The 26,548-nt window shown below is 47.0% G+C and carries 21 protein-coding genes and 1 riboswitch; of the genes, 12 read left to right on the top strand and 9 right to left on the bottom strand.

The genetic code is table 11. The features are described from left to right. Positions 1 to 464 precede the first annotated feature (464 nt). The 5 genes from GJS45_RS19865 to GJS45_RS19845 form a co-directional block, all read right to left on the bottom strand. Positions 465 to 1,457: an ABC transporter permease gene (locus tag GJS45_RS19865; RefSeq protein WP_162343613.1), complete on the bottom strand. Its 993-nt coding sequence runs from the start codon at positions 1,455 to 1,457 to the stop codon at positions 465 to 467. Positions 1,458 to 1,467: 10 nt separating this feature from the next. Next, positions 1,468 to 2,421 (bottom strand): ABC transporter ATP-binding protein, encoded by a 954-nt coding sequence (locus tag GJS45_RS19860; protein ID WP_162343612.1) that lies wholly within the window; start codon positions 2,419 to 2,421, stop codon positions 1,468 to 1,470. A gap of 8 nt (positions 2,422 to 2,429) precedes the next feature. Next, complete coding sequence (locus tag GJS45_RS19855; RefSeq protein WP_235954886.1) at positions 2,430 to 3,290, bottom strand: COG1470 family protein; 861 nt, start codon at positions 3,288 to 3,290, stop codon at positions 2,430 to 2,432. A gap of 406 nt (positions 3,291 to 3,696) precedes the next feature. Then, entirely contained in the window at positions 3,697 to 4,743 is a 1,047-nt protein-coding gene (locus GJS45_RS19850; protein ID WP_162343611.1) for a YncE family protein, read from the bottom strand. Next, positions 4,740 to 6,635: a TonB-dependent receptor gene (locus GJS45_RS19845; RefSeq protein WP_162343610.1), complete on the bottom strand. Its 1,896-nt coding sequence runs from the start codon at positions 6,633 to 6,635 to the stop codon at positions 4,740 to 4,742. The genes GJS45_RS19850 and GJS45_RS19845 overlap by 4 nt, the downstream gene beginning before the upstream one ends. 167 nt (positions 6,636 to 6,802) lie before the next feature. Beyond that, positions 6,803 to 7,021: riboswitch (cobalamin riboswitch) on the bottom strand. A gap of 94 nt (positions 7,022 to 7,115) precedes the next feature. Here GJS45_RS19845 and GJS45_RS19840 point away from each other — a divergent pair. The 4 genes from GJS45_RS19840 to GJS45_RS19825 all read left to right on the top strand — a co-directional run bounded on the left by GJS45_RS19840 (position 7,116) and on the right by GJS45_RS19825 (position 11,516). Then, on the top strand, positions 7,116 to 8,279 hold the full coding sequence (locus GJS45_RS19840) for an ABC transporter substrate-binding protein (RefSeq protein WP_235954885.1): 1,164 nt from the start codon (positions 7,116 to 7,118) through the stop codon (positions 8,277 to 8,279). Continuing rightward, positions 8,272 to 9,300 carry an iron ABC transporter permease gene (locus GJS45_RS19835; RefSeq protein WP_162343609.1) on the top strand — a complete coding sequence of 343 codons (1,029 nt, stop codon included), beginning with the start codon at positions 8,272 to 8,274 and terminating at the stop codon, positions 9,298 to 9,300. Before GJS45_RS19840 ends, GJS45_RS19835 begins: the two co-directional genes overlap by 8 nt. A 10-nt stretch (positions 9,301 to 9,310) precedes the next feature. Continuing rightward, a complete protein-coding gene (locus GJS45_RS19830) occupies positions 9,311 to 10,348 on the top strand; it encodes an ABC transporter ATP-binding protein (RefSeq protein WP_162343608.1) in 1,038 nt (345 codons plus the stop codon). A 187-nt stretch (positions 10,349 to 10,535) separates the two neighbouring features. Further along, on the top strand, positions 10,536 to 11,516 hold the full coding sequence (locus GJS45_RS19825; RefSeq protein WP_162343607.1) for a c-type cytochrome: 981 nt from the start codon (positions 10,536 to 10,538) through the stop codon (positions 11,514 to 11,516). Here GJS45_RS19825 and GJS45_RS19820 read toward each other — a convergent pair. Next, a complete protein-coding gene (locus GJS45_RS19820; RefSeq protein ID WP_162343606.1) occupies positions 11,511 to 12,296 on the bottom strand; it encodes an SDR family oxidoreductase in 786 nt (261 codons plus the stop codon). The genes GJS45_RS19825 and GJS45_RS19820 overlap by 6 nt on opposite strands. Before the next feature lie 184 nt (positions 12,297 to 12,480). Between GJS45_RS19820 and GJS45_RS19815 the strand changes: the two genes are divergently transcribed. From GJS45_RS19815 to GJS45_RS19805, 3 genes are all read left to right on the top strand, one after another. After that, positions 12,481 to 12,915 (top strand): MarR family winged helix-turn-helix transcriptional regulator, encoded by a 435-nt coding sequence (locus tag GJS45_RS19815; protein ID WP_162343605.1) that lies wholly within the window; start codon positions 12,481 to 12,483, stop codon positions 12,913 to 12,915. Between the two features lie 98 nt (positions 12,916 to 13,013). After that, a complete protein-coding gene (locus GJS45_RS19810; RefSeq protein WP_162343604.1) occupies positions 13,014 to 14,018 on the top strand; it encodes an NAD(P)/FAD-dependent oxidoreductase in 1,005 nt (334 codons plus the stop codon). A gap of 15 nt (positions 14,019 to 14,033) precedes the next feature. Then, on the top strand, positions 14,034 to 14,354 hold the full coding sequence (locus tag GJS45_RS19805) for a 2Fe-2S iron-sulfur cluster-binding protein (protein ID WP_162343603.1): 321 nt from the start codon (positions 14,034 to 14,036) through the stop codon (positions 14,352 to 14,354). Positions 14,355 to 14,395: 41 nt separating this feature from the next. Here GJS45_RS19805 and GJS45_RS19800 read toward each other — a convergent pair whose 3' ends face one another. Beyond that, the gene (locus GJS45_RS19800) at positions 14,396 to 17,035 is read right to left on the bottom strand and encodes a hybrid sensor histidine kinase/response regulator (protein ID WP_162343602.1); all 2,640 of its coding nucleotides are present in this window, start codon (positions 17,033 to 17,035) and stop codon (positions 14,396 to 14,398) included. 468 nt (positions 17,036 to 17,503) lie between these two features. On the opposite strand from GJS45_RS19800, the gene GJS45_RS19795 reads away from it, so the two are divergent. Both GJS45_RS19795 and GJS45_RS19790 read left to right on the top strand, forming a co-directional pair. Further along, positions 17,504 to 19,435, top strand: a complete 1,932-nt coding sequence (locus GJS45_RS19795) for a histidine kinase dimerization/phosphoacceptor domain -containing protein (RefSeq protein WP_162343601.1) — start codon at positions 17,504 to 17,506, stop codon at positions 19,433 to 19,435. 20 nt (positions 19,436 to 19,455) lie between these two features. Beyond that, positions 19,456 to 20,187 (top strand): LytR/AlgR family response regulator transcription factor, encoded by a 732-nt coding sequence (locus GJS45_RS19790; protein WP_162343600.1) that lies wholly within the window; start codon positions 19,456 to 19,458, stop codon positions 20,185 to 20,187. A gap of 150 nt (positions 20,188 to 20,337) precedes the next feature. Here the strand turns inward: GJS45_RS19790 and GJS45_RS19785 are convergent, their stop codons facing one another. Both GJS45_RS19785 and GJS45_RS19780 read right to left on the bottom strand, forming a co-directional pair. Next, positions 20,338 to 21,432 carry a glycerate kinase family protein gene (locus tag GJS45_RS19785; RefSeq protein ID WP_162343599.1) on the bottom strand — a complete coding sequence of 365 codons (1,095 nt, stop codon included), beginning with the start codon at positions 21,430 to 21,432 and terminating at the stop codon, positions 20,338 to 20,340. Further along, positions 21,429 to 22,787: an alanine/glycine:cation symporter family protein gene (locus tag GJS45_RS19780; protein ID WP_162343598.1), complete on the bottom strand. Its 1,359-nt coding sequence runs from the start codon at positions 22,785 to 22,787 to the stop codon at positions 21,429 to 21,431. The genes GJS45_RS19785 and GJS45_RS19780 overlap by 4 nt, the downstream gene beginning before the upstream one ends. Before the next feature lie 161 nt (positions 22,788 to 22,948). On the opposite strand from GJS45_RS19780, the gene proB reads away from it, so the two are divergent. From proB to GJS45_RS19765, 3 genes are read left to right on the top strand one after another with little or no spacing between them, the layout of a single operon-like run. Beyond that, complete coding sequence (proB, locus tag GJS45_RS19775; RefSeq protein WP_162343597.1) at positions 22,949 to 24,034, top strand: glutamate 5-kinase; 1,086 nt, start codon at positions 22,949 to 22,951, stop codon at positions 24,032 to 24,034. Positions 24,035 to 24,061: 27 nt separating this feature from the next. Next, the gene (locus GJS45_RS19770) at positions 24,062 to 25,312 is read left to right on the top strand and encodes a glutamate-5-semialdehyde dehydrogenase (protein ID WP_162343596.1); all 1,251 of its coding nucleotides are present in this window, start codon (positions 24,062 to 24,064) and stop codon (positions 25,310 to 25,312) included. Between the two features lie 22 nt (positions 25,313 to 25,334). Next, positions 25,335 to 25,799 (top strand): DUF1905 domain-containing protein, encoded by a 465-nt coding sequence (locus tag GJS45_RS19765; protein ID WP_162343595.1) that lies wholly within the window; start codon positions 25,335 to 25,337, stop codon positions 25,797 to 25,799. Positions 25,800 to 26,548 lie beyond the last annotated feature (749 nt).

Below are 26,548 nucleotides of genomic sequence, written 5' to 3'. Positions count from 1 at the left end.
CAGCGGAGCTCCGCGGAATTTGTAATTCCGTGGTCCAGATAAGGGGGATTTGTAATCCCCAAAACGGTCCGATACCTGGATCCAATGGACCAGCCCTAAATAAAAACGTTTCAAAAACGCAGCCAGAATACCATTATAAACGGCATTTTTTTAGGGTCTAATCTGTTTGTGACTCCGGAAATAGCTGGGTGAAGCGACATACCTCACCCAGTACTCATCTTTTTTTCTGGGTTAATCTGTGCTATCTGAGTTCCCACTTTTTTCACCACAGATTCGCACCGATTTTCACAGATTTTTTTCGGATTTAGAATAACTGAATAAGCTATTTAATCGCATAATTTATCCTGTTTTCTGTGATATATCTGTGCTAATCTGCGTAATCTGAGGTGCATTTTTTTTTCCCGCAGACAAATCCCCGAAATAGCTCGTTATAAGTACGGTCCTGTATATCCCTACGTTCGCAATTACCCCCTTATTTCCCTTCGCATAAACAGGTAATACGCAGCTGCAAAACACATCGTCGTAGCAGCGATCAGGCCACTAAGCTGGGGCCATACGATCATCAGGCTGTCCCGCAACGGAAGCGGTGAGGGGATTGCGCCGGCCATCTGTTCCATTGTGATCGGCCCCAGGCTCCTTACCGAAGGCATCAATAAGGTGGTCGTCGCATCGGTAAAAAGCTGACTGGGCGAGAGGCGCAACAGGTTTAAAACCTGCCGGTTGTACCGGATCACATCCGTTTCGGAAAATTCATTGGCGGCCGGAACAATCAGGTCAATGATGATTTGGTAGAATACCGTAAAAAACAGCCAAATCCCGATCGCCGTCAACGCGGAGGTGGAAGCCTGTTTGAAAAGGATCGACAATAAAATGGAAAGCCCCAGCCAAAATCCCACATACACCGTGCAAAGGATCGTAAAACCAACGATTCGAAACACTTCCTCTGCCTCGATGAGCACTCCGGTGATCAGGATGCCCCCACCGATCATCAATAAGGAGAGTGTGAGCAATAAGCTTCCAACCAAGGTCAGCGCACTGACAAATTTTGACAAGAGCAAATTATCCCGGTACACGGGCTGCGCCATGATGCGGATCAAGGTTCCATTTTGCTGTTCGGAGTTGATCGCATCAAAACCAAGGCTGATTCCCACGATGGGGCCCAGAAAATTCAGAAACACATGGAACGGTGGCAGCGTGCCTTCGGTGGTGGTAAGCAACTTCAGGTACAGGAAAAACCGGTCCGGGTCCTTTACGTTGTCCACCACCTCCCGTATATTACTTAGGGCCACCGATATACTGCCCCAAAACGTTAGAAGTATGAGGAGCAGTAGCACCAAAAATCGCCAGCTACGAATATGACCCGAAATTTCTTTTCGTACCATCACCCAGAAGGGACGGGGGCGGGTTTCTGTCGTTGTAGAAGAATGACTGTCAAATAGATCCCTGATTGCTTTCATTGATCTCTTATTAAGTTAGATTTTTCTCAAAATACCTTTCGTATATTTCCTCCAATCCATACTCCTTCTTCTGGACTCCGGAAACATCATAACCTTTGTGAACAAAGAACCGAACGATAGCAGGGGTCAGATCTTTACTGCTCATCACCTCGATCACCTGTTCTTGCACCCTGACCTGTTGCACAGCCTCCAGTTGGAGCATTTCCGCCTCATCCTTCCAGGGGAGGTCGATGACCTTTTCCAGGCTGACATGGACCTCGTATGATTTTTCAGCAAAAATCCGGTTGGAAAGCGTATCGATGGTGCCTTCTGCCAGCAGTTCTCCGTTGACAAAGATGCCTACCCGGTCACAAACCTGCTGCACCTGATGGAGGTGGTGGGAGGAAAGCAATACCGTAAGTCCCTTATCACGACTCAGTCGCAAAATAAGCGTCAGAAATTCCTTCACTCCGCTTGGATCGATTCCCAAGGTGGGTTCATCCAAAATAATGACTTCCGGATCTTTGATCAGCACTTCTGCCAGCCCCAGGCGCTGCTTCATTCCCCTGGAATACGCCCCCGTTTTTTTGTGGACGGCCTCTCCGGCCAGTCCTACCAGTTCCAGGGTGGCCAGGGCCCGCTCCTCCACTTCGGAGCGTGGGATTCCATTCAGTTCCCCCACGTACATCAGGTTTTCGAGAGCGGTCATCGTATCGTAAAAGCCGACACTATCCGGCATATACCCTACAAGCCGCTTGACGGATAGGGGATCCTTGGTGGCATTAAATCCGCATACACGTGCTGTGCCGGAACTGGGCTCCGTCAGCCCCATCATCATTAGGATGGTCGTCGTCTTTCCGGCTCCATTGGGGCCCAGTAATCCAAATATCTCCCCCTTGTTTACCGTAAGATCCAATTCGTTCACTGCTTTGAAGTCGCCATACGTCTTTGTCAGGCGCTTCAACTCTATGATTGGGTTAGCCATAACGTTGATTATCTCCTACCAAATTTTCGGATGAGGTAAAACACAAAGCCGATCGCCAGCAAGATCACCAGTATCCCCACCCAGCCCGACAACATGGAGGTTTTAACGGTCATTCTATAGGTAGCGGTACTGGTATTGGAGGCGTTTTTGGCTGTAAACTTACTGACGTAATCCCCTGCCAGGGTTTTATCGGGAACGGACAGGCTCGCGATCACATCAACGCTCGTTCCGGGATCCAACACCTGGATTTCGGAAGGAGAAAAGGTGGCCTGCCAATTGCGCGGATTCTGGGAAGAAAAGGTGATGTCATTCAAGGCCAGCGAACCTGTGTTTTTGACCTGAAGGAGTATTTCGGCCTTTTCTCCCTCGGTTATTTCACCACTCAAGCGCCCTGTAGGAGTGGTAAGTTCCAATTCATAGGATCCTTCCACCACCGCCTCCAGCTCAAGGGAAAGTGTTTCATCTGCTGCACTTGCCTGTAGGGGTATGGCGTACTTGGACGGTTCTGCCCCGTAGGCTGGTCGTATTTCAACGGTGAGGCTTTCCGTTTTCCCGGGCTCCACGTTTAGCGACGTGACCTGGCTGCCTCTCGCCTTGAACCCCACCCGCCAGCCTTCGGGCATCTCTGCGCTTAATTCGTATACCCGGGCCTGTGCGGAACTGTTTTTCAGTGTGGCCTGGTAGCGGAAGGTTTCATTGACAGGGGCTTCAATATTGAGGAGACTTGCGGTAAACGAAGACCCGTCGCCGGTATCCTGCGCCGGGGATTTTAAGGGAAGCTGGGATACAAAAACAATAACTAATAATGCAAATAAACAATCCATGCCCCGGTTGAAGCCCATTTTGATAAAATTACCTACTGTGTTCATATAAATAAGTGAAATTATGAATTAAACTATTAACGTAAAATCCGACCCTATTTACCTTGAGATAACTTCAAGAATTGTGATGGCAATTTTATGAGAGACGCAGAATTTACACAAGACCCCAATCAAGAAATTAACATTTTTTAACAAATCCCCAAACGAGCAGATCATCAATAACCGCTACGGCGAGCGAAGCGAAGCAATCTGATCCGGAGCGGGAACGAAAGTCATCCCTAAAAAGCGAATAGAAAACGAGTAGTGCAAATCGCCCAGCGACGGACTGCCGCGGGTGCCGGAGCGATTACGCAATTTTGTCGCAGTGACGACTATATCAACAAATCATACCTTTTTAGGCTGAGCCTGCAGAAGCCCGACAAGCTCAGCCATATTACCACATCATCACTCAAAATCATGGAAAGTAAAAGCCACTGGGACCTCTTCCTACAGGCATTTGGTCTATCAGCTCTCCCGCTGAATTGACACGCAACACCGATCCGTTTCCCTGCCAGCCGGCATGTTCTCCAATAAACAAGGTGTGCGTTGCCTCATCGTATCCCAACCCGTAAAAATTATTTCCCGAATAAAAATGCTCCTCCAAAACCGTTCCGGTGCTCAGAGACAGCTTCACTACCACATCTTCCTCAGCCTGGTTGCTAATGACAAATAGTTCGCCGCTATCGGTAAGGGCAAAATTGCCATTATAAATGCTGTTGGCTACGCCAAAAGTATGCGTTTCCTCCACCTCAAAACTTACCGGATCCAGTCGGTGCACATAGACGTTTTCGGCATCGTTGGCATACAGGAAGGTATGGTTGGCATAATCAAAGAAATAAAACGGGGTGCCGCTTACCGGTACCGTCTTTTCCAGGGATTCATTTTCTGGGTTTAGAACCGAAATTAGCTTTTCCTGCTGGCAGGCCACCAAAATCCGGTTTCCGAGCAGAGCCATTCCTTCCGGTCGGGAGGAAATAGCGATTTTATTGGTAATCGAACCGCCATCCAGGCCATCAACCACCGCAATAAACGAATCCGGATTATTCCAGGAATCGTCATAGGCACCCCAATCGCTGATAAATAATTTCCCCTCCGTAGCCACCAGGGACCGGGAGTTGACCAGGTCTCCATTTACCGCACCCATGCTGACAAAATCAGCTGCCCGCACGATTTCCACCTTGCCGGTATTGGCAATGAGGTAATGATAGGCTCCGAAGGACCGCATGTTTTGGATCAACCCGGCAAAGGGGCGAGCATTCGCCTTTTCAAAAATAGACGATTCCATCTCGCCGCTTTCGGTAACGTAATGATAAATCTCCCCATCATTTGCGTTAAAAGCCCCTTCATTGATGACCAGCACCCCTTCCTCATAGGCACCGCGGGGCATTTCCACCGGATCCGTTCCACAGGATACCAACACAGCAATAAACAGGATGTGACAAACTAATTTCACTTTTTTCATAGATCTAGATGTATATTAAATTGAACATTTCTTCCAGGCATAGGCCGTAACCGAAGTATCTGGTACTCGGTATTCCATACATTATTTACCTGCAGCCCAAGCGTTCCGCTTACCCATTCCTTCCAGGCAAAATCATGGGAAATACCCGCTCCCCAAAGCGAATAGGCGGGCAGCACGGTTCGGTTATCGGAGGTGACGAAGCGTTCACCGGTGTACTGTCCCGAAACAAATCCGGAAAACCGGTCCTTTTTTACGTTCCAGCGTAATTGCAATTTGTGGCGGGGAACGTAGGGTAGTTGTTTACCCAGGTCCACCTCATTTCCTGCTGCCACACTGCGATTGCTGGTATGGGTCCAGGCATATTCCGCCTCCCAACCCAAATCCCATGCCCCTTGCTTCAGCTCCCATTCCATAAAATACTCCAGCCCCTTGCTCACTACCTTCCGTACATTTTTTGGTGTCCAATAGGACTCCTCCGGAAGCCAGATGATCCAATTATCCACGCTCATATGAAACAGGGAAAGCCGATTGCTAAACTGCAAGTGCTTGTTGGTGAAAAGCTGGTCCACTCCCAGTTCCTTGCTCCAGCTTTGCTCGGAGGCAAGATCCGGATTTCCCCCTGGAACCCAGTACCGGTCATTCAAGGTGGGCACCTTAAACCCTTTGGAGGCATTTCCCGTCAACTCCCATTGCTGGACCGGATTTTTAAAAAACGTCCAGAAAACTCCTAATCCTGGGGTAAAGGGAACGGGTTGTCCTTCGTACAACAACTGCCTCAACTGCAGGGAGAATCCCAGGTTATCCAGGGGTTTGTAATTGGTTGCCTGATACAGCTCCATGCGCTGTTCGGAATGGGAATAGGTTGATAAATCCCCCTGAATACGGGTGTACCGAACTCCGGAGCGGCTTTGCCAATGCTCCGAAGGTTCCCAGTCCAGCTCTGCAGCCAGCAAGGCCTGCAGCGTGAGGTTTACCGCTGCATTGAATTCCATGCGGTCCCGCACCAAACCTGTCTTGATATTCCAGGTAATTTTCGGACCTTTTTTGATGTAGTCCAGTACCGCCCGGAGATTCACATCTTTTTGGGTATCCCTACCCGATGAGCCCAGGACGGGTTGAATCTCCCGCTGTATTTCTCCCAGCCAGAAGGAGGCTTGCAGCACCTGAGCGTTTCCCAGGTTGGCACGGATGTCCTGTACCCAGCCCCGTTGGTTGACCCTCGCATGGTCCTGGTACCGGACCGGTGTATCGGGACTGGCCCAATCCGTATAGGGAAAGCGGTTCGCTAGCACGTTTCGATACAGGCTGGTTCGAAAAGATATGGATTGAATACGCTGTTGGTGACTTATTTCCTGGCGCCAGTTACCAAAACTTCCCAATTGGGTGCTGAGGCTGGTGTTTGTTTTTTGGTTTACAGGCAAGGAAGTGGAGAGATGGACGGCTCCTCCAATGGCATCCGTCCCGTACAGCGCGCCGGCACTACCATAGTGAATGTCTACCTGATCCATACCTGCAATGGGGAAAATGGAATAATCCGACTGCCCCAGCGAAGGGCTATTGACCGGCAGGCCATTCCAAAACAAGGCATTGTGTCCGGCAGAGGTACCTCTCATGCTTAGCGAAGCGGTCATTCCCGGCCCATAGGAGCGGATAAAAAGTCCGGTGCGATCCTGGAGAAGGTCGCCCAGGGAACCGCCGGCAGTTCCTTCCGTCTCGGAAAGATCAAGGCGGCGAACCCGCTGCCCGTAAGCGTAGGTACTCATCGGTACTGCAGCCACCTCTACGGGATCCAACTCCACCGTATCCCGAAGTAGCTCTTGGGAAAAGCCCCAACGCGACAACAGCAGCAATAAAATTGCAAGTACTGGTACACCTATTTTTTCTGCCGTCATGAAACAATCGGTTTCTTTCGAATCCGGATAGAAAGAGCAAGAGAAAGGAGGTAAACCGTCGGACAAACCAAGTTTCGGCCTAAGCCGCAAAAGGGCTTCGCCTGGCATGGAATAGCAGAAATGATAACAAATAAAAACCTTCTTCTCCGCCTTTCTCCCGAAAGCGTGGAATACAACAAAAAATGGCAGGTCTCCTGACTTCCCTTAGTTGTTCCGCCTTCTCGTCCCTAAAAAAAGACAATGGCTGAGGATGAACAACTCCTCTTGCCGGAATCCGTGCAGAGGAATGGGTTACAGTTGCGGGGACAGCTCCGGATTTTCACCGGATTCCCTATTAATCCCGAGAGCCTGGTACAGGATCGGGAACCATAATTCGGCACAAACATACGGGAAAATCCGCATTCAAAAAATTTTTGCCAAAAATTAGCAGTTGGATTTGGAGGGCACATTGGTTTACTTTGGATTCAAAATAAATTCAAAATGCTGCTACCCTCTTCAGGATTTCGCTTACTTTGGGCCTTTGGCTTGCTCTTGTCTGCCTGCTTTTCCTGTGATCCTAAAGGACATCATTCTGAAACCCATGGGATGAAAAGCATGGAGGAAATCCCCCTGGCTTATGCACAGGGATTTTCTATTTACAAGGCAGCTTCCGGGTACCTGCTCGAAATTCATTCTGAACAGGGGCAAACCGACCGCTTTCTAATTCAGGATCCGTCAAAGTCGTCCGACAAGGCGTTTCCCGAATTAACCGGGACCATTCCCATGGGGAGCAAAAAAATTATTCTCACCGCCACCACCCAAATACCGCACCTAAGCTACCTGGGTGCAGCTGATCGCCTGATGGCTTTTCCCAACCTGGACCTGATATCTTCTCCGACAGTACGACGAAGAATCGCTAGCGGTGAAATAACGGAACTGGGAACCGGTCCCTCTCCGGATTTGGAACGAATCATCGCATCGGAACCGGATTGGGTCATGGTTTCCGGATTTGGGGAGGTTCTGAACCTGGCTGAGCGCCTGAATGCAGCAAAAATCCCAGTGGTCGTAAATAACGATTTTTTAGAGGGCCATCCGTTAGGCAAGGCTGAATGGATCAAAGCCACAGGTGCCCTTTTAGGGAAATTGGAAGACGCGGATAGTATATTTTCAGCTATTGAATCCAATTACCTGAATTCCAGTAAGATTACTACTGCCATCCCACTAGAAAAACGACCTACCGTACTCTCCGGAACCTTGTACAAAGATATCTGGTACGCACCTGGAAAGGATAGTTGGGTAGCCCGGCTGATTGGGGATGCCGGGGGGAATTATGTATTCAAGCAGCAGGAAGGTACCGGAAGTTTGTCGTTGAATTACGAATACGTGCTGGAGAAAGCCCGGGAAGCCAGGTTGTGGATTGGCGCAGCGGACCATCGTTCCCTCAGCCAAATGGGCGAACAGAACCCAAAATACAGAAATTTCCAGGCATTCCAGACAAAAAATGTTTATACCTACACGCTTAAACAGGGGGAAACCGGTGGACTGATGTACTTTGAAGAAGGATATTTGCGACCGGATTGGGTTTTACGGGATATGATCAAAATCATGTATCCGGAAAAAGCCCGGGAACATGATTTTCACTATTTTCAAAAGCTGGATGAATAAGTTCCAAACCCAACGGCTGGTAATTGTGCTGCTCCTATGTGGCATTCTTTGGCTAGTGAACCTAAGTCTGGGTAGTGTTCACATACCGCTTAAATCTCTACTCGGGCGTATCGTAGGAAATTCTTTTCCTCATAGCAGTTGGGAAATAATCTGGATGGAATACCGCTTACCCAAATCACTGACGGTCCTCCTGGCAGGGATCGGGCTTTCCCTGAGTGGTCTGCAGATGCAAACCTTTTTTCGAAACCCACTGGCCGGACCCTATGTACTGGGCATTAGTTCGGGTGCCGGTTTAGGGGTGGCTTTGCTCACCATGGCAGGAACCGCTTTTGGCTGGCAGATCCTGGATAATCCGGGCAATAGCTGGTCATTGGTGGCTGGCGCCAGTGCGGGCGCTATGGGCGTATTGGTACTGATGGGTCTGGCTGCCTGGAAGGTAAAGGATAGCATGACACTGTTGATCGTGGGCCTGATGTTTGGAAGTGCCACTTCCTCTGTGATTACATTACTGGCCTATTTTAGCGCCGCAGAGGAGTTGAAACTATTTACAATTTGGTCCATGGGGAATTTGGGCAATACCGGATGGAATGATTTGGGGTATTTGGCAGGTGCCGTGGTGTTGGGACTTATTCCTGCCCTGGTCGCCATCAAATCCTACAACGCCATGCTTCTGGGTGAAACGTATGCGGTGAGCATGGGCATCAATTTCCAAAAGTTGAGGTGGACCATGATCCTCAGTACCGGGATCCTTACCGGAAGTATCACGGCGTTCTGCGGTCCTATCGCCTTTATAGGAATTGCTGTTCCTCATCTGGCCAGACTGCTATTCCGTACCCAAAGCCATTCCGTACTGTTCCCGGCCACTGCCGGAGTTGGCGTTTTGATCCTCCTGGCATGCGATACCATTAGCCAGTTGCCGGGTATGGCTACCAGCCTGCCCATCAATGCCGTCACCACTGCCTTTGGGGCTCCTCTGATCATATGGATGATCATGAAACGAAGTTTTAGTGAAGAATTTTAAGGTTGTGGCAATGAAAAATCCTGAAAACAAGCCAGAAAACAACGAGGGATTTGTTCGGGCAAGCGATTTGGAACTGGGCTATCGCTCGGGAACCGAAACCCAGCGGGTCGCCTCTGGTGTCAGTTTTTCTCTTTTCAGAAAGGAACTCACCTGTCTGATGGGACCTAATGGGGTCGGCAAGTCCACCTTGCTCAAAGCCATCATGCACCAGCATCCTCCGTTAAAAGGAGAAGTCTGGCTGGGCAATGCCCCCGCTTCCCACCTTTCCGAAAAAGAGCGGGCAAAAAGAGTGGCCGTAGTCCTGACAGAAAAAATCCCAACCGGTCTGCTTACTGTCCGGGATTTGGTCGCCCTGGGGAGGATTCCCCATACCGGCTGGTGGGGGCAGCTGAGCCCGGTGGATCAGGCCAAAATAAACGAAGTAATGGCGCTTACTTCCATCAGCCATCTGGCACATAAAACCGTATCTGCTCTGAGCGATGGTCAGCGCCAAACGGCACTCATTGCCCGAGCCCTGGCACAGGACAGCCCCATTATGGTGTTGGACGAGCCTACAGCACATCTGGATCTCAGCAATCGGTTTGAGATCATGTACCTGCTGCGCGACCTGGCCCGAAAAGCTTCCAAAGCCATTTTGGTAGTAACCCATGATCTGGAGGTAGCATTGGAAACGGCCGATAAACTCTGGCTGATGGATGCCCGGCAACCACTGCTGACAGGTAGTCCGGAGGACCTGATGATTAGCGGGGGCATCCAACGGTTGGTGCCCGGGCAAAAATGGCGGGTAGATGCCGCTTCGGGTAAGATTATCCGAAATACGACGCCACTTCCCTGCCAAATAGAAGGCCCGGAGCTTTTGGTCGGCTGGCTAAAAAATGCCCTTCGCAAAAATCCCGAACTTAGCTTGCCTGACGCCATTTACCTCACCGAAAACCCCTTTGCGATAAGGGCTACTTTTTCTCAAAACCACCGCCATTTTAACAGCATTTCAGAAATGATTGGGTATTTGCAAAATCAGTTAAAAACTGGCAAATTCTTTTTGAAATAAAATTTTTTATTTATATTCAATATCCATTTTTTATAGGTAATAAAATCGGATACACAGTATTAATATTTTAAATATATTCCTAAAACCTATTTAAGTAATTATAGTATGAAATAAATAAAACCTGGTACAAAATAAATCACAATAATAAATTATTGGATTTTGCTAGTATCTATAAACCCAATCAGCCATGTCCAAATTTTTAAAAATCCTGACCTTACTGGTATCCTTTCTGGTCCTGTTGATCATCGCAGGCGTGCTGTACATTACTATTGCCCTGCCGAATGTGGGACCGCCACCAGAAAATTACGAGGTAGCGAGCAGCCCTGAAAAAATAGCCCGCGGAAAATACCTAGCCAACCACGTCATGCTTTGTATCGATTGTCACTCCCAAAGGGACTTCAGCTTGTTTAGTGCGCCCCCAATTCCTGGCACAGAGGCCGCCGGAGGAGAGCGTTTTGATCACAGCATGGGTTTTCCGGGAGTTTTTGTCTCACCCAATATTACTCCGGCAGGCATCGGAGAATACAGCGACGGAGAATTATTTCGCTTGATTACTACCGGGGTAAAAAAAGACGGAAACCCCATTTTTCCAGTCATGCCCTACCCTAATTATGGTAAGATAGATGCAGAAGATATTGAGTCGGTCATTGCCTACATCCGTTCATTGGAGCCAAAATCCACGAAAATTGAAGCCTCTAAACCGGATTTTCCAGTAAACTTGATCATGCGGACCATGCCCGTAAAAGCCGGATTAACCAAACGTCCCCCAGCGAGCGATGCCGTTGCCTACGGAAAATACCTGGTTACGGCCTCGGCCTGCGCTGACTGCCATACCCAATTCGAAAACGGATCTTATACAGGCAAACCGCTTGCTGGGGGAAGGACGTTTTTGTTCCCGGATGGCAGTGTATTGACTTCGGCCAACCTTACTCCTCATGAAACCGGGCTAAAAAACTGGAGCAAAGCACAGTTTATAGAGCGATTTAAAATGTATGAAAATCCGGAACATATCCGAAAACTAAACCCGGGAGAAATGCAAACCATTATGCCCTGGGCCATGTATGCCGGTATGACCACCACCGATCTCGCAGCCATTTTCGACTACCTGCAAAGCCTGGAACCAGTGGAAAATACGGTGATAAAGTTCATTGCCAAGGAAAATTCATAAGCCTTTGATAGCTCCTCCGTCAATGGGTATACTTGTTCCAGTAATATAGGCTGCCTGGGTAGATGCCAGAAAAGTGACCAAATAACCGTATTCCTCCGGTTTGCCAAACCGCTGGGCGGGAATGCTTGCTTTGCGGGCTTCCATTAGCTCTTCCAGGGATTTGTCACTGTTTTGCGCCTGATTTTCTGTCAATTCCCGGATTCGTTCCGTTTCAAAAGCCCCGGTAAGGATGGAGTTCACCGTTACACCATAAGGGGCCACAGCATCGGCCAGGGTTTTGGCCCAGCTGACCACCGCGGTCCGGATACTGTTTGACAAGACCAAATTGGGCAGGGGTTCTTTGACCGAAACGGATGAAACATTGAGAATGCGTCCGAATCCGCGGGATTTCATCCCCGCCACTAACAAGTGGCTTAGGTGATGATACGTTTTAAACAAGAGATCGAAGGCCTCCTGGTATTCCTCGGTGGACTTTTGATCCACGTTTCCGGCAGTAGGCCCATTGGTGTTGTTAACCAGAATATCCACTTTTTTACCTTCAAAAAATTGCGTACTTCGCTGTTGGAAGTCGGGAAAATTACGATAATCCACTTCCAGGAAGTCATGTAGTTGTCCTTCTGGCTTGGGTAGCCCATCCAGGGCTGCTTTCAGCTTGGTTTCATTTCGAGCCATCAGTGTGACGGTAGCTCCCGAAGCAGCCAACTGACGGGCTGTGGCGAGTCCTAATCCACGGGTAGCTCCGCCTACTACGGCATGGAGTCCTCTCAGGTCAATTTTCATGGGGTATGGTTTACAATCGGTTTGTGTTAACAAATGAAATCAATTCCTGAAAATAGCGTTTCCTGTCCAACTGAACAAATCTACCGGCAGCAATGGGCAATATTCAACAAAACCTATAATTTTTATAGGGTTTGTTGGGATAAAGTTTGAAATATTAATTATATTTGCCGTACTAATAATTGGCATGACATACGAGCAATTTAGCAGGTATTCTTTTTTGTTGGACAGGACCGCGAGGAAGGTCAAGCAATATGCCCAACAAAAGTTCAAGTTAAAGGATTTTGACATTACGGTAGACCAATGGCTGGTCATGAAAAATCTGGATGAGAACGAAATACTTAGCCAAACTGAATTAGCTCATTTGGTATTTAAGGACCACCCCACGTTGACCCGAATTGTCGATATACTTTGCAAGAAAGGATACGTAGAGCGGCTCCCACACCCGCAAGACAGACGGAGCTATCAGCTTCATCTGACCAAAGGCGGGAAAGACAAAGTGGCAGAACTTAAACCTCAGATATCCCTCATTCGGCAGAAGGCCTGGGAAAATTTAAATGAGCGGGATTTTGAAGAATTTAAGCGCATCCTGAATACCATTTATGGCAACCTGGAGGAATAATGTATCGGAAAATTTAAAATAGTTGTTATACTAATTATATTTGTACAAACAATCGAACCCAGGTAGGGTTCCACCATTAAAAACAATCAAGCTACACCATGATTACTACTGACATTTGCATTATTGGAGCAGGCCCGGTAGGCTTATTTGCCGTTTTTGAAGCAGGTTTATTGAAGATGCGCTGCCATTTGGTAGATGCATTGCCACAGGTTGGCGGTCAGTTGTCGGAAATTTATCCGCAAAAGCCTATTTACGATATTCCCGGCTACCCTGAAGTAAAAGCCCAAGAGTTGGTAGATAATCTGATGGATCAAATCAAGCCTTTCAAACCCACGTTTTCTTTGGGCGAACGAATTGACCACCTCAGTAAGCAAGAGGATGGATCGTACACGTTGACCACGAATGATAAAACTCAGATCCATGCACAGGTAGTGGTGATTGCCGGAGGATTGGGATGTTTTGAACCCAGAAAACCGGTGTTAGAAAACCTGGAAACGTTCGAAGGAAAAGGAGTGGCCTATATGGTCAAAAATCCGGAGCAATTCCGGGATAAGAAGGTTATTCTTGCCGGCGGGGGTGATTCTGCGCTGGACTGGGCCATTTTCCTGTCCGACGTGGCCAAAAGGGTTACGCTGGTTCATCGAAATGAAACCTTCCGCGGAGCACCTGATTCTGCCGCCAAGGTTTTTGACCTGGCCAACCAGGGGAAAATTGACCTGATCCTTTCCGCGAACCTGAAGGAATTGGGCGGAAATGGGCATCTTGCCTCTGTTTTTTTAGAAGACAAAGCCAAAAGTAAGATTAAAATTGAAACGGACTACCTGATACCGCTTTTTGGTCTCAGTCCCAAACTCGGACCCATCGCCGACTGGGGGCTTACCGTTGACCGAAACGCCATAGAAGTAGACACAAGGGATTATTCTACCGGAGTAGAGCGGATCTATGCCATAGGAGATATCAATACCTACCCTGGAAAACTAAAACTGATACTCTGTGGATTCCATGAAGCAGCCATCATGATGCAATCTGCTTTCAAATACGTTTACCCAGATCAAAAATTAAGTTTTAAATACACCACTGTTAACGGAGTCAATTCATTTTAATCGTATTTTTGCCAAATGGTAACATTCACCGTAGAAGATCACGATGGCAATCGCCAAAGCATAGAAGCCCCGGATGACATGGGGCTAAGCCTGATGGAAGTGCTAAAAGCTTCCGAGTACCCAGTGCTAGCCACCTGTGGTGGCATGGCCCTGTGTGCCACCTGCCATATCGAAGTATTGGAAGGCAAAAACGGACTGGGAGAGGCCACCGATGTGGAATTGGATCAGTTGGAAGCCCTGCCGGAATATTTCCCGACGAGTCGACTGGCCTGCCAGATCAGGATCTCTGAGGAACTGGATGGTGCTATCATTAAACTCCGAGGGGAAGATAATTAACAAATACCGGGTGAATGGCAATTTTGTCATTCACCTTTTTTTTACAAAGCGGGTGGATTTTCCATCCATTTACCCACGACCTGCTTGAATCTTTTTTGCACTACTGGTTTGATAAGGTAATCGTCAAATTCGTAGGGTTTCCCGGCACTGGCTTTTTCCGGAAAGGCATTGGCCGTAAATCCAATCACCGGTACTTCTTTTCCGGAGGGTAATTCCCGTATCGCCTGCAATAATTCATACCCATTCATTTCCGGCATGTGAATATCCGTGATCACAAGGTCGGGGTTTTGTTCTACAAATAGGGCCAGAGCCTCCCTACCATTCTCCGCTTCCAACACCAGGGCTTCCGGAGACATTTTTTCCAGAAAAATTTTCACCAGCATGCGGTTAATCGGATTGTCTTCGGCCACCAAAAGTTTAAAACGCTTTTCATAGGGCAGGCTGCCTTCCTCAGGGTGTTGTAGCCCTCCATCGGGAGTATCGTAAGCAGTATAAGGCTCCTTGCTAATCAGCTGTCTCAATTTAGAGGGAGTGACCGGTTTATCCAGAATCAGTGCGCACCCGATTTCCTTATAGGATTGGATTAGGCTATCTTTATCGTTCCCTCCGATCATGGCCACAAATGTCACTTTTCTTCCATGCTTTTCCGTCAGGCGAATCATCTGTTCCATGGCTGCTGGACTATTTTTTCCCATTAGGCGATTATTCATCAATACCAGATCAATGCCTAGGTCTTTTTCAAGGGCGAAAAAAGTGTCGTTAATAGCTTCAGACCGAACCACCTTTAATCCAAGGTCCTCGCAATAACGGGCGATAACCTTACCTGACGAAGCGTTTCCGTCCAATACCAATACCTTGGAAATTTCTTTAATAACCACTTCCTCGCTTCTATTTTCCTGACGCTCAACTTCCATATCAAAGAAAAAGGTGCTTCCTTTACCCGGCTCGCTGACAAGCTGAATCCGACTGTCCATCAGCGAGAGTAATTTATTGGAAATGGTCAGCCCAAGCCCCGTACCTCCGAATTTTTTGGTAGTGGAAGAATCGGCTTGGGAAAAGGCATCAAATATCAATTGCTGCTTGTTTTCAGCGATCCCTATCCCGCTATCCTGAACGGCAAATCGAAGCATACCCTTGCTGGAACGGGGTTCCTCTTCCAGCCAGGAAACCCGTAAAATCACCTCCCCTCTATCTGTAAATTTCAACGCATTATTCAGCAGGTTAATCAATACCTGCTTGAGTTTAAGTTCGTCTGTTTCAATTTTTAAAGGAACGTTGGATTCCAAATCCAGAATTAATTCCAGTCCTTTTTGGTGCGCCTGGAAGCTCAAAACATCGATGATTGTTTCGAGAAGGACATGAAGATCCACCGTATTCTGATTTAAGTCTGCCTTTCCTGATTCTATTTTGGCCAGGTCGAGAACATCGTTGATGAGTTCTAACAGGGCAGAAGCAGAAGAGAGCGCTGTTTGGGCATACCTTTTTTGCTGCGCATTTAGCTGGGTATGGGTCAGCAGCTCGGTAAACCCAATGACTCCGTTCAGGGGGGTTCGGATCTCATGGCTCATATTCGCCAAAAACTCACTTTTTGCCCGGTTCGCTTCTTCTGCCTGTACCCTGGCTTTTTCAATTTCCAACTGAAAATTTTTCTCCTGGGTAATATCCCGCAATACTAGCAAACTACCGACCTTGTCTTTTCCATCCACTGAAACGGTAGATTTGCTAAGCAAATACCAGTACGTATGTGTTTCCTTTTCTCGTGTAAATTCTCTAATTCGATAAGCTTCCGGTGGACTGAGCAAGCTGGCTATTTCCGGCCAGTTTTGGCTTATTTCAAATAATGCCGACTTATGATGGACCTTTCCTATCCCAATGTATTTCGCCGCGGATAGGTTTAACGTTACGAGCTCTCCCTGATTATCCAGGACCATCACGCCCTCCTGAAGGTTATCGAAAAGGGTTCGGTAAGCCACCGGCGCGATCCGAAACAAGTTGAATTTTTTAAGCCCCAAAAAAAAGAAAAACCCGGTACCTAAAAAACCAATCGGGATGGGATCCAGTTGATAGGGAATATTCCCCGTTAAATACCACAAATAAATGAAATGCGGACTGCAAAGTCCTAAAATAACCATGATAACCTGCCTGGAATTTGCAATAGGTATTTCCGAAATTCGCTTGATCAATAACCAAAGACTACTAAAAAGCAATAAGAGGGTATAGCCCTGGTGTATCCAGTAAAATAGCCCTTTTTGAGTTACCAAAACAGGAAATAAGGTTGCATCGACAAGCGAAAAATTTCGGTAGAAGAGGTGATGCCATTCGGTAGTCCACACTAAAAGTAAGTTTACCAGTGGCAAAATCGAGAAGAAATACAGCCTTCTGCGGGTAATCCATTTTTCCATTCCAGTATAAACCAGGGTAAAAAAGTATACCAGTGGTGCAAAGGCCACGGCACCCAGGTACTGTACTTTGATCATGAGGATTTTTCCGGTTTTGGGCACCATCATCAATTCCAACCCATAGGCAAAAGAATAGATAAAACAGGCCACCATTATCCAAAAAAAATAACTGGAAGCTTTTTCTGCGGTTTCTTTTCGAATAAAGAGTGGAAACAATAACGGGACTACCGCCACCGCCATCAATAAAAAAAACAAGACATGGAAATGTAAAAACGAAAACATGACAAAAAGCGGTTCGAATTAAGAGGTAATATAGATGAATAAAAGCACTTTTGGTACTTTAGAAATATTATTTTATCAGAAAAATGGGCGTTAAATATACGAATAGTGTTTTTACATTATCAAAAAATGGGTACGCATCAATTTATTTGCAGGTTCCTATTTTACAGTACAGATTAAAATTGCTTTTTTGAATCCGGCGAAAAACCGGTTGGAGGGGGACAAAAAAAACAGCTCTCAATAAGAGCTGTTTTTCCATTGTTAAAAAACCTTAATCTTAAATGCTTTTAGTAACTAAGCGCTTCTAATTAAAGGGTATCAGCGCCGATTTCCAAGCAAATTTTTCCCAAAGCGGGGAAATATTGTCCCAATGATACCAAATCGTTTCCGGAACGGAAAAATTGCTCTATTTACGACCGCCCAACTCTCAAATAGCGTCGGATATATGAGGAATTTTACTATATTTAAATTATGAAATATTGCTTTCTACTGGTCGGAATCAGCTGCTTCTATTTTTCTTTTGGCACACCAATTCCTAAAAACCCAGCAGATTACCGAGCAGTATTTACCTACTCTCCCGATTTTGGCTCCGAATACCTGGAATCATTAGCGCATCTAGCCCAATCGTATAGGGAAAAGGACAGCCTTCGCTGGCAAGTGCTATGGGATTGGGGTTATTATACGCATTCACGTCATCTGGAAAAATCACTGCATATCATTCAAATCGGACTTGATGAGGCTACTCATTCACAAAACCCTCTCTGGAAGGGTAGGTTTCAGCTAATCAAAGGTGCCATCCTCATGCGTATGGACGAAACAGAACAGGCTGAGATGCTGTTACAAATGGCATTGAAAGAGATTCCTGAATCAGAGTTTTGGCTCGCCTATACCAATTTGGGATACGTTTATGAAAGGAGAGGTGAGCTGGCCTCTGCGTTTGAATGGGCAAGAAAAACCCTGGATTTGGGAAAAAAAACCGGACAAATCAAAGCCCAGGCCATGGCCTACAGCGACATGAGCTATTTACTTTGGAAACAGGGTAACTACATGGAAGGGTTGGAGCTAGGCTTAAAATCCCTGGGTCTTTTTGAAAAGCGAGGTATTCCGGATATGGATTTTGACTTCACACATTATGTGGTGGGTAACCATTTAATGGCCCTTTCCAGGATGGAAGAAGCTGAAAACCACTTTGAAAAAAGCATTGCGATCGGCGAAAGGTTTGGGTTTTACAATAACCTCAGCGATGTATATATCGCCCTCACTAGTCTTCAAATCAAAAAGGGAGCACTAGACCGGGCGGAAAAATCTGCCTACCTGGCCCTGGAATATGCCAGATTACTTAAAAATTCCTTCATGCGCATGAGGTCCCTTTTGGCAATAGGCGAAGTACACCTTTTAAAAAGAGAATACCTTTCTGCTGAAACTTATCTCCTTCAAAGCATCGCCGAAGCCGGACCAGATTCCGGAGATCATTTTTTTTCCAGACAGGCCTACCTCCATTTGAGTGAAACGTACGAGGCCATAGGTAAAACGCAGAAGGCCCTGGTCACCTTCAAAAAGTATCACGAACTTAACCGAACCATTTTTAATGAAGAAGCTGATAAAAAGATGGCTTCCCTGGAAGCTGCCCTTGAGCTGGCGCAAAAAGACAACACCATAAAAGAACAGGCACTGATCCTTAGCAAACAAGATAAACAAGTGACTTTTTGGATTTTTGGCACCAGCCTGTTGCTGATTTTATCGCTCGTCACCTTTCGAGGCTATCGCATTATCAAAAAGAAGAACCGGCTATTGGAAGAGCAAAACCTGCAAAAAAGCCACCTGGTACGAGAAACCCATCACCGGATTAAAAACAACCTGCAGGTCGTTAGCAGCCTACTTTCCCTGCAATCAGAGCGGATACAGGATCCCCAGTTACAGCAAATCATGTTGGATAGTCAAAGCAGGGTACAAAGCATGGGACTGGTTCATCAAACACTCTATCAAGGAAAAGACCTCGTCTACATAGAAATGAAGGACTATTTCACCAAACTTTCAGAAGATATCATCAATAGTTTTGGAGCCAGGGGCAAGGCAATCCTGTACTGTGAAATGGAAAAAATAAGCATGGACATCATAACCGCCATACCTATTGGATTGATTGTCAATGAACTAATAACTAATTCACTGAAATATGCCTTTCCAAAAGTGGAATTGGGATCCCTTTTCATATCCCTCTACTGGCGAGGCAGCGAGTTAGTGCTTGTTTACCGGGATAACGGGATAGGCTTTGAGGAAGAGGAGGTGGCGCTGTCTCCCGGTTTCGGCAGACAATTGATTCAGCTATTATCTATTCAGTTGAATGGCGAAATGCGCAAAATACCGGATCAAGGGACCCACTTTCGATTCGAATTTCACCCATAAAACCATGAATTAAAACCAATATGATAACAATTTTGATCCTGGAAGACGATCTGCTGCAAGCTACTCATCTGGCCCAAAGTGTCCGAAAACTAGGCTATTCGGTGTCTGGAATCGAAAACAGTGGGGAAAAAGCGGTCTTGCATTTTCAGGAATACCGGCCGGAACTGGTTTTGGTGGATATTGGTTTAAAAGGTAGATTAAATGGTATTGAGGCAGTTACTCGCATGCAGGAAATTCAGGATGTCAAAGCCATTTTTCTAACAGGTAATATCGGGCAGGATTTCTTTGAAGAGGCTAAATCCACCCGCCCTTTTGCCTTTATTTCCAAACCTTTTCAGGCTGTAGAACTTGAACGCACCCTGGCGCTGGCGGCCGAGCAGATTACATACAAACAGGAAAAACCAACGGCTGAAGCCGACGCCTCTGCTACCTTTCTGAAAGATAGGATATTTGTCAGAACGCATCACAAACTAGTTAAAATTTTATTTAAAGATATTTACTATGTAGAAGCAGACCGAAACTATGCTAAAATCCATACCAAAAACGAATCCATTCTGGTTGTTTGCCCCTTAAAAGTGCTGGATCAAAAGCTGCCAGACCGGGAGTTTATCCGTATCCACCGGTCCTTTCTCGTTAACATCTCCAAGTTGGATGCAGTGGCGGATACTTTTCTGGAAATCAATAAAATAAAGCTGCCCATCAGCAAACAGCACAAGCAGAAATTACTTAAAAATCTCAATACCCTCTCTTGAATTAAAACGCTCGCGGTGTTCTCTGCATCTCCGCTGTGGCAGTGGCGTGAACCCCATTTTTTTCTAACAAGAAGCATGCATTCTTTAAAAGAACCTATCAATAGGCACATTTCAACCTTTATCGGTTTGAAACTCAAAACCTAAATCGAATCAGCTAAATTTCTTTATCAAAGCTTCCCGTAAATTTAATTTTGCCCGCTCCTTCAGGTCCGGGGCAGCAAAATCCAGGTCAGGCATACGGATAACGGCGTCAAAGCCCGCTTCCCTTCCCTCCTCCCCGGAGGTGATCAGCCAACTCTTTTTTCCGCATTTTTTTGCCAACTGCAATAACTCATAACTCCCCTTGCCCTGCGCTGACTGCGAATCGAACCGGCCTTCACCGGTTACCACCCTGTCCGCTTCCTGAATGCGTTGCTCCATGCTGGTTTTTTCAAAAAAATAGCCAGCACCTTGTTTCAACTCCACCGGAAAGAAAGCATGTAACCCCAAGGCTATGCCACCCGCTGCACCAAAGCAAGCTTGATCTTTTACCTCCCATTTGGACTTTTTTCTTATTCGTTCGAAAAAATTTTGGGCAGCTTTCAGAAATTGCGGCTGCTGGTTTTCGGTTAGTCCTTTTTGCGGACCAAATACCGGAATGGCTCCCTCTTTCCCAAAAAAAGGATTGTCCACATCACACAAGCAGGTGATGCGTAGGTCAGGTAATTTAAGTGGCAATTGAATATGGGCTATTTTTTCTAAAAATCCCGGAACGAAAGGAATTAGTTCCCGTCCATTTTTATCCAAAAATTGCAAGCCGAGTGCCTGAAGAATCCCGGTACCCATATCAATGGTAGCACTTCCTCCTAGTCCTAGCACGATGTGATGCGCGCCTTTTTCAACGGCCTGGCAAATCAATTCCCCCGTACCATAGGTGCTACAGGTCCAGGGGTCTTTTTCGTGATCCTTCAGGTCTTTGATTCCCGAAACCGTCGACACGTCCAGAAAGGCGGTATGGGAAGCAGGCTCGAATCCAAAAAAGCCTTTTTGTGATCTGCCCAGCGGCCCACATACCCAAGCCTCTACTTTTTCCAGTCCCAATTGTTTGCTCAGCAGCAAACAGGTGCCGTCTCCTCCGTCAGCAATGGGACAACAATCGGTCTCGTCATTGGGGCGGCAGTTCTGAATGGTTTCTTCAATGATAGCGGCAGCCTCTTCCGCTTCCAATGTTCCCTTAAAGGCATTCGGTGCGATCAGCCATTTCATTCTTCATCGAGAATTTTCATGCGTTCAAAATAATCTTTGGTAGCCGCAATCACCTTTGGAGAAAGGTACAAGGCAGAAATCATGGTGGGGAAAGCCATTACCGCATACATACCGTCCACGAAACTCATCACCACACTTAGGGAGGTAACCGCGCCCCCGACTATGGTGATCAGGTAAAAGTAATTGTAATAATCAGCCTTATCCGCTCCAAAGAGGTAATTAAAGCATTTGTGGCCGTAATAAGAATAGGTAAACATGGTGGAAAGAGCGAAAATAAGTACGGCAGCCATCAACAGGTATTTTCCAATGCCCGGCAAGCCCTGTTCAAATGCCGACAAAGTCAGTAACACCCCATCTCGCTCTCCGGTTTTCCAAACGCCGGTAACCAAAATAACCAGGGCTGTCAGTGTACAAACGACGATCGTATCAATAAAAGGGCCCAACATGGCAATCAAGCCTTCTCTCACCGGCTCGCTGGTTTTCGAGGCACCATGCACCATGGGGGCCGTTCCGATTCCCGCCTCGTTGGAAAATGCGGCCCTTCGGGCTCCGATGATAATCACCTGCCCCACAGCTCCTCCCAAAACCGCTTTACCGGTAAAGGCATCCTCTATAATGAACAGAAGCATTTCAGGCACCTCTCCCAGGTTTTTGAAAAGAATGATGAATACGCAGACAAAATACATGGTCACCATAAAAGGCACCAACCGGGAGGCTACTTTTGCAATCCGTTGGATGCCTCCCAAAATGACTACAGCTACCAATAACATAACCGTGATTCCAATAATCCAGCGGGATGTCTGACCCCAGTCCAGACCAAATGGGCGCAATAGTACCACCCGCAAGACTTCGGTAAGTTGATTGGCCTGAAAGATGGCCAGCAAGCCCATGATCCCTGCCACACAAAATATGACCGAAAGGAAACGCCATTTTTTTCCCATGCCCTCCTCTATCACGTACATGGGACCTCCCTGTATGTGACCTGAGGAATCTTTACCCCGGTACATGATGGCGAGGGTACAGGTAAAGAATTTGGTGGCCATGCCCACAAATGCCGAAACCCACATCCAGAAAATGGCTCCCGGGCCTCCCGTGCCGATCGCCAGGGCCACGCCACTGATATTACCCAACCCTACGGTAGCGGCGATGGCAGAAGACAATGCCTGCAAAGAGGTGATATCTCCCGAAGCATTGGGGTCATCGTACTTGCCTCCCACTACTTTCATCGCATGCCGCAATCCGCGGAACGGGATAAAGCGGGAATAAAACAACATGAAAAAACCACCGCCCATCAACAAGACCAACAATGGTGTTCCCCAAATCCAATTACTGAAGGCAATGATTAAATCTCCCAAGTTTCTCAAGTTTTAGCGGCCAGAAATTCGATTAATATCCCTCCAAAGTAAGGATAAATTCCGAAAATACCCTTGAGCCGATCTGATAAATAGGTTACTTATGGTAGCCAAATTCCCGAAAGCTTTCTATTTTTGCGGGAATGCCCGCAAATTCTTCGCCAATGATCCGAAAACCACAAACCGTTGTTATCAAAATAGGCTCCAATGTATTGACCATGGACGATGGGAGTCCGGACGTTCAACGCATGTGTAATTTAGTGGATCAGATGGCCTTTCTCCTGGAAAAAGGAATGCGGGTAGTTTTGGTTACTTCCGGAGCGGTAGCCTTTGGACGAAAATCCCAGCAACTCTCCACAAAAACCGATGCTGTTTCTAAAAAACAAGTTTGGGCGGCGATCGGACAGATTGCCCTCATCCGTTCTTATCAGGAATTGTTTTCCCAAAAGGGCTATCCGATTGCCCAATTGATGGTGACAAAAGAGGATTTCCGTGACCGGACTCATTATCTGAACATGAAAAACTGCCTGGACGGTTTGCTCAAAAATCAAGTGGTCCCGGTGATCAATGAAAACGATGCCGTGGCAGTCACCGAACTGATGTTTACGGATAATGACGAACTGGCCGGATTGGTGGCCGCCATGATTGATGCGGACAGCCTGATCCTGCTCACCAATGTGGACGGTATTTACAAAGGGCATCCCTCCGATCCGGATTCTGAATTAATTACCCATGTCGGGCAGAAAATGCCCGATCTCAGCCAGTACATTGCCACACGTACTTCGTCCTTCGGCCGTGGCGGAATGTTGACCAAAATGACCATGGCCAAAAAATCCGCAGATCTGGGAATTGAAGTAATGATTGCCAATGGAAAAAAAGAGGGGGTTTTAACCGACTTTTACTACCAAAAACTTCGCTGTACCTATTTTGAACCTGGAAAATCAAAACACAATCAAAAGAAATGGATTGCGCATAGCGATACCTACTCTAAAGGGGAGATAATGATTAATGAGGGAGCCAAAAAAGCCCTGCTCTCCGAAAAAATCACCAGCCTGTTACCTATAGGCATCCTGTCCATCAATGGTGCCTTTCTGAAGGGAGACATTATCCGGATAATGGATTCCACCGGCCAACGAATCGGATTGGGGAAGGCCGAATATGGTGCGGAAACGGCCCGGGACAAAATTGGTCTTAGCGGACAAAGGCCATTGATACATTATGATTACCTTTACATTTCTGAATCGAACTGATCATTGCCTGGATTAGACATCCTTTCTATGAAAAACCTGGAAAAAACCTTTCAAAACGTTCAAGCTGCCAGCAGGCAATTGTCCCTGCTGTCCGAAGCGAAAATTAACAAAATACTGGATGACCTGGCCATGGCCGCCATCAAATACACACCTGAAATCCTGGATGCCAATCAGGAGGATCTAGACCGCATGGATCCGTCTGATCCCAAATATGACCGGCTTAAACTCAGCGAAGAACGGCTAGAAAATATCGCCGAGGACCTCATCAATGTGGCCAAACTGGACACGCCACTGGGCACGGTATTGGCCGAAAAAAAGCTACCCAACGGTTTGGAACTTCAGAAAATCAGCGTTCCCATCGGGGTGATCGGCATCATCTACGAGTCCCGCCCAAATGTTACCTTTGATGTTTTTAGCCTATGCCTAAAGACCGGAAATGCCCTGGTGCTGAAAGGTGGGTCGGATGCCCATGCCTCCAATACCCTCATTTTGGAAGTGATCCATTCCGTTTTGAAAAAAAATAAAATTACGACCGATATAGTGGCCCTGCTTCCTGCCGACAGGGAAGCCACCAAAGAACTGCTGCAGGCGGTTGGCTATGTGGATGTCATCATTCCAAGGGGAAGCCAGGGGCTGATAGACTTTGTCCGGAACAATTCCAAAGTTCCCGTGATCGAAACCGGAGCTGGAATCGTTCACACCTACTTTGACCGCTCCGCCAACCTGGAAAAAGGCACGGCCATTATCTGCAATGCCAAAACCCGACGGGTAAGTGTCTGCAATGCCCTGGACTGCCTGCTGCTGGACAAAAGCCGGCTGGATGACCTGCCAACAATAGCCAAGCCACTTGCCGAAAAAGGGGTAACCATCTTTGCCGATACTGCCGCCTTCGAAGCCCTGTCCGGAAACTATCCGGAAGACTTACTGCAGCCAGCTGAGGAAAGCCATTTTGGAACAGAATTCCTGTCGCTCCAGATGGCCATAAAAACAGTGGATGGGCTGGATGCCGCCCTGGAACACATAGCCAGGTACAGCAGCAAACATAGCGAAGCCATCATTGCGGAAGATGAAAAGACCATTGCCCATTTTCTACGGGCAGTAGATGCGGCAGCGGTATATGCCAATGCCTCCACGGCCTTTACGGATGGGGCCCAATTTGGATTGGGTGCGGAGATTGGTATCAGTACCCAGAAACTGCATGCCAGAGGCCCCATGGCACTGGAAGAGATGACTTCCTACAAATGGGTGATCCGCGGAAATGGTCAAATCCGTCCCTAAGTACGTTCAGGTTTCTTAACTCATGACCGCTGATAAAACCCCACTGGTGCATCAACGAAAGCTTCTGGAAAAATTTCCCGGAAAAGGGGGATGGACCTACATTTCGCTAGCAGAAGTACCTTATGAGAAACGTTTTCCTTTTGGAATGGTACGCGTTCAGGGCAGCCTGGACGATTACCTTTTGGGTACCGTCAAGCTAATGCCCAAGGGAAATAAGGAACTATTTCTGCCGGTAAATGCCAAGATCCGTAAGGTCCTGGGCAAAGAGGCCGGAGATGAAGTGCTGGTGGAATTATATAAAGTAGCCGCACCCACCTCCATTCCGGAAGAAGTACTTATCTGCCTGAAGGATAGTCCGGGTAGCCTGGAAAAATTTTATTCCCTACCTGTATGGAAACAAACCCTGCATCTGGAAGCCATTGTGGATGCCAAATCTTCGGATGAAAAAACGGTTAACATCTTAAAGCTGCTGGAGGTTTTGGAATAAAATTTCCGGCCGGGAGAAAAAAGACAGCACCCGCTGCGCCCATTGCGTATCCTTGGTGGTCGCTACGAGAAAAAGAGTTCATGCAAAGAACGCAACGAGAGGTCATCTAAAGCACATGCAGAAACGATATTACTTGTTCGGGTAAGAGGTAAAATCGAAGATGTGATGGCACCCGCTGCGCCCGTTGCGAATGCTTTGCGGCCGCTGCGAGAAAAAGAATTCATGCCGAGTACGCCGCGGAGGCCATCTAAACCACATGCAGGAGTGATACATCTGCAAAATCCGTTAAAAATTCAGAATCGATCTCCTTGAATCAATTGGATACTGCTCTAGATGAAGGCAGTAAAGAATGCACCAAAATCCCTGGCTTTAGCCAAAATTGATTTATCATAAGTTTCTCCTATCCTAAATTTGGGCTAAAGCCCAATACTTTTGATTGCTATTTTTTGAATGGGCTAAAGCCGCATTCCTATTGAATATTTATATCAATTGCCTACTGCTTTAGCTGTAGGCAGTAATGAATTCGCCAGTATCATTGGCTTTAGCCAAACCTTTATCCCCAAACCCTAAAATCCAAATGTACAGTTCAACCTGTTTATTGGGCAATTACCTATTGAAGGGGCTAATGATTTGCTGGTGTTCTTCCCAGCAATTTTGGCTAAAGCCAGCCAGTGGATTGGAAATCTATAATTAGAAATGGGCTAAAGCCCAATCCTATTGAGGGTTGTTCGGTTAAGGATAGATCCATC

The organism is Cyclobacterium salsum (assembly GCF_010119245.1).
GTDB classification, from domain to species: domain Bacteria; phylum Bacteroidota; class Bacteroidia; order Cytophagales; family Cyclobacteriaceae; genus Cyclobacterium; species Cyclobacterium salsum.
The sequence above is the reverse complement of the archived record's forward strand: the minus strand, read 5'-3'. Positions and strand labels throughout refer to the sequence as shown.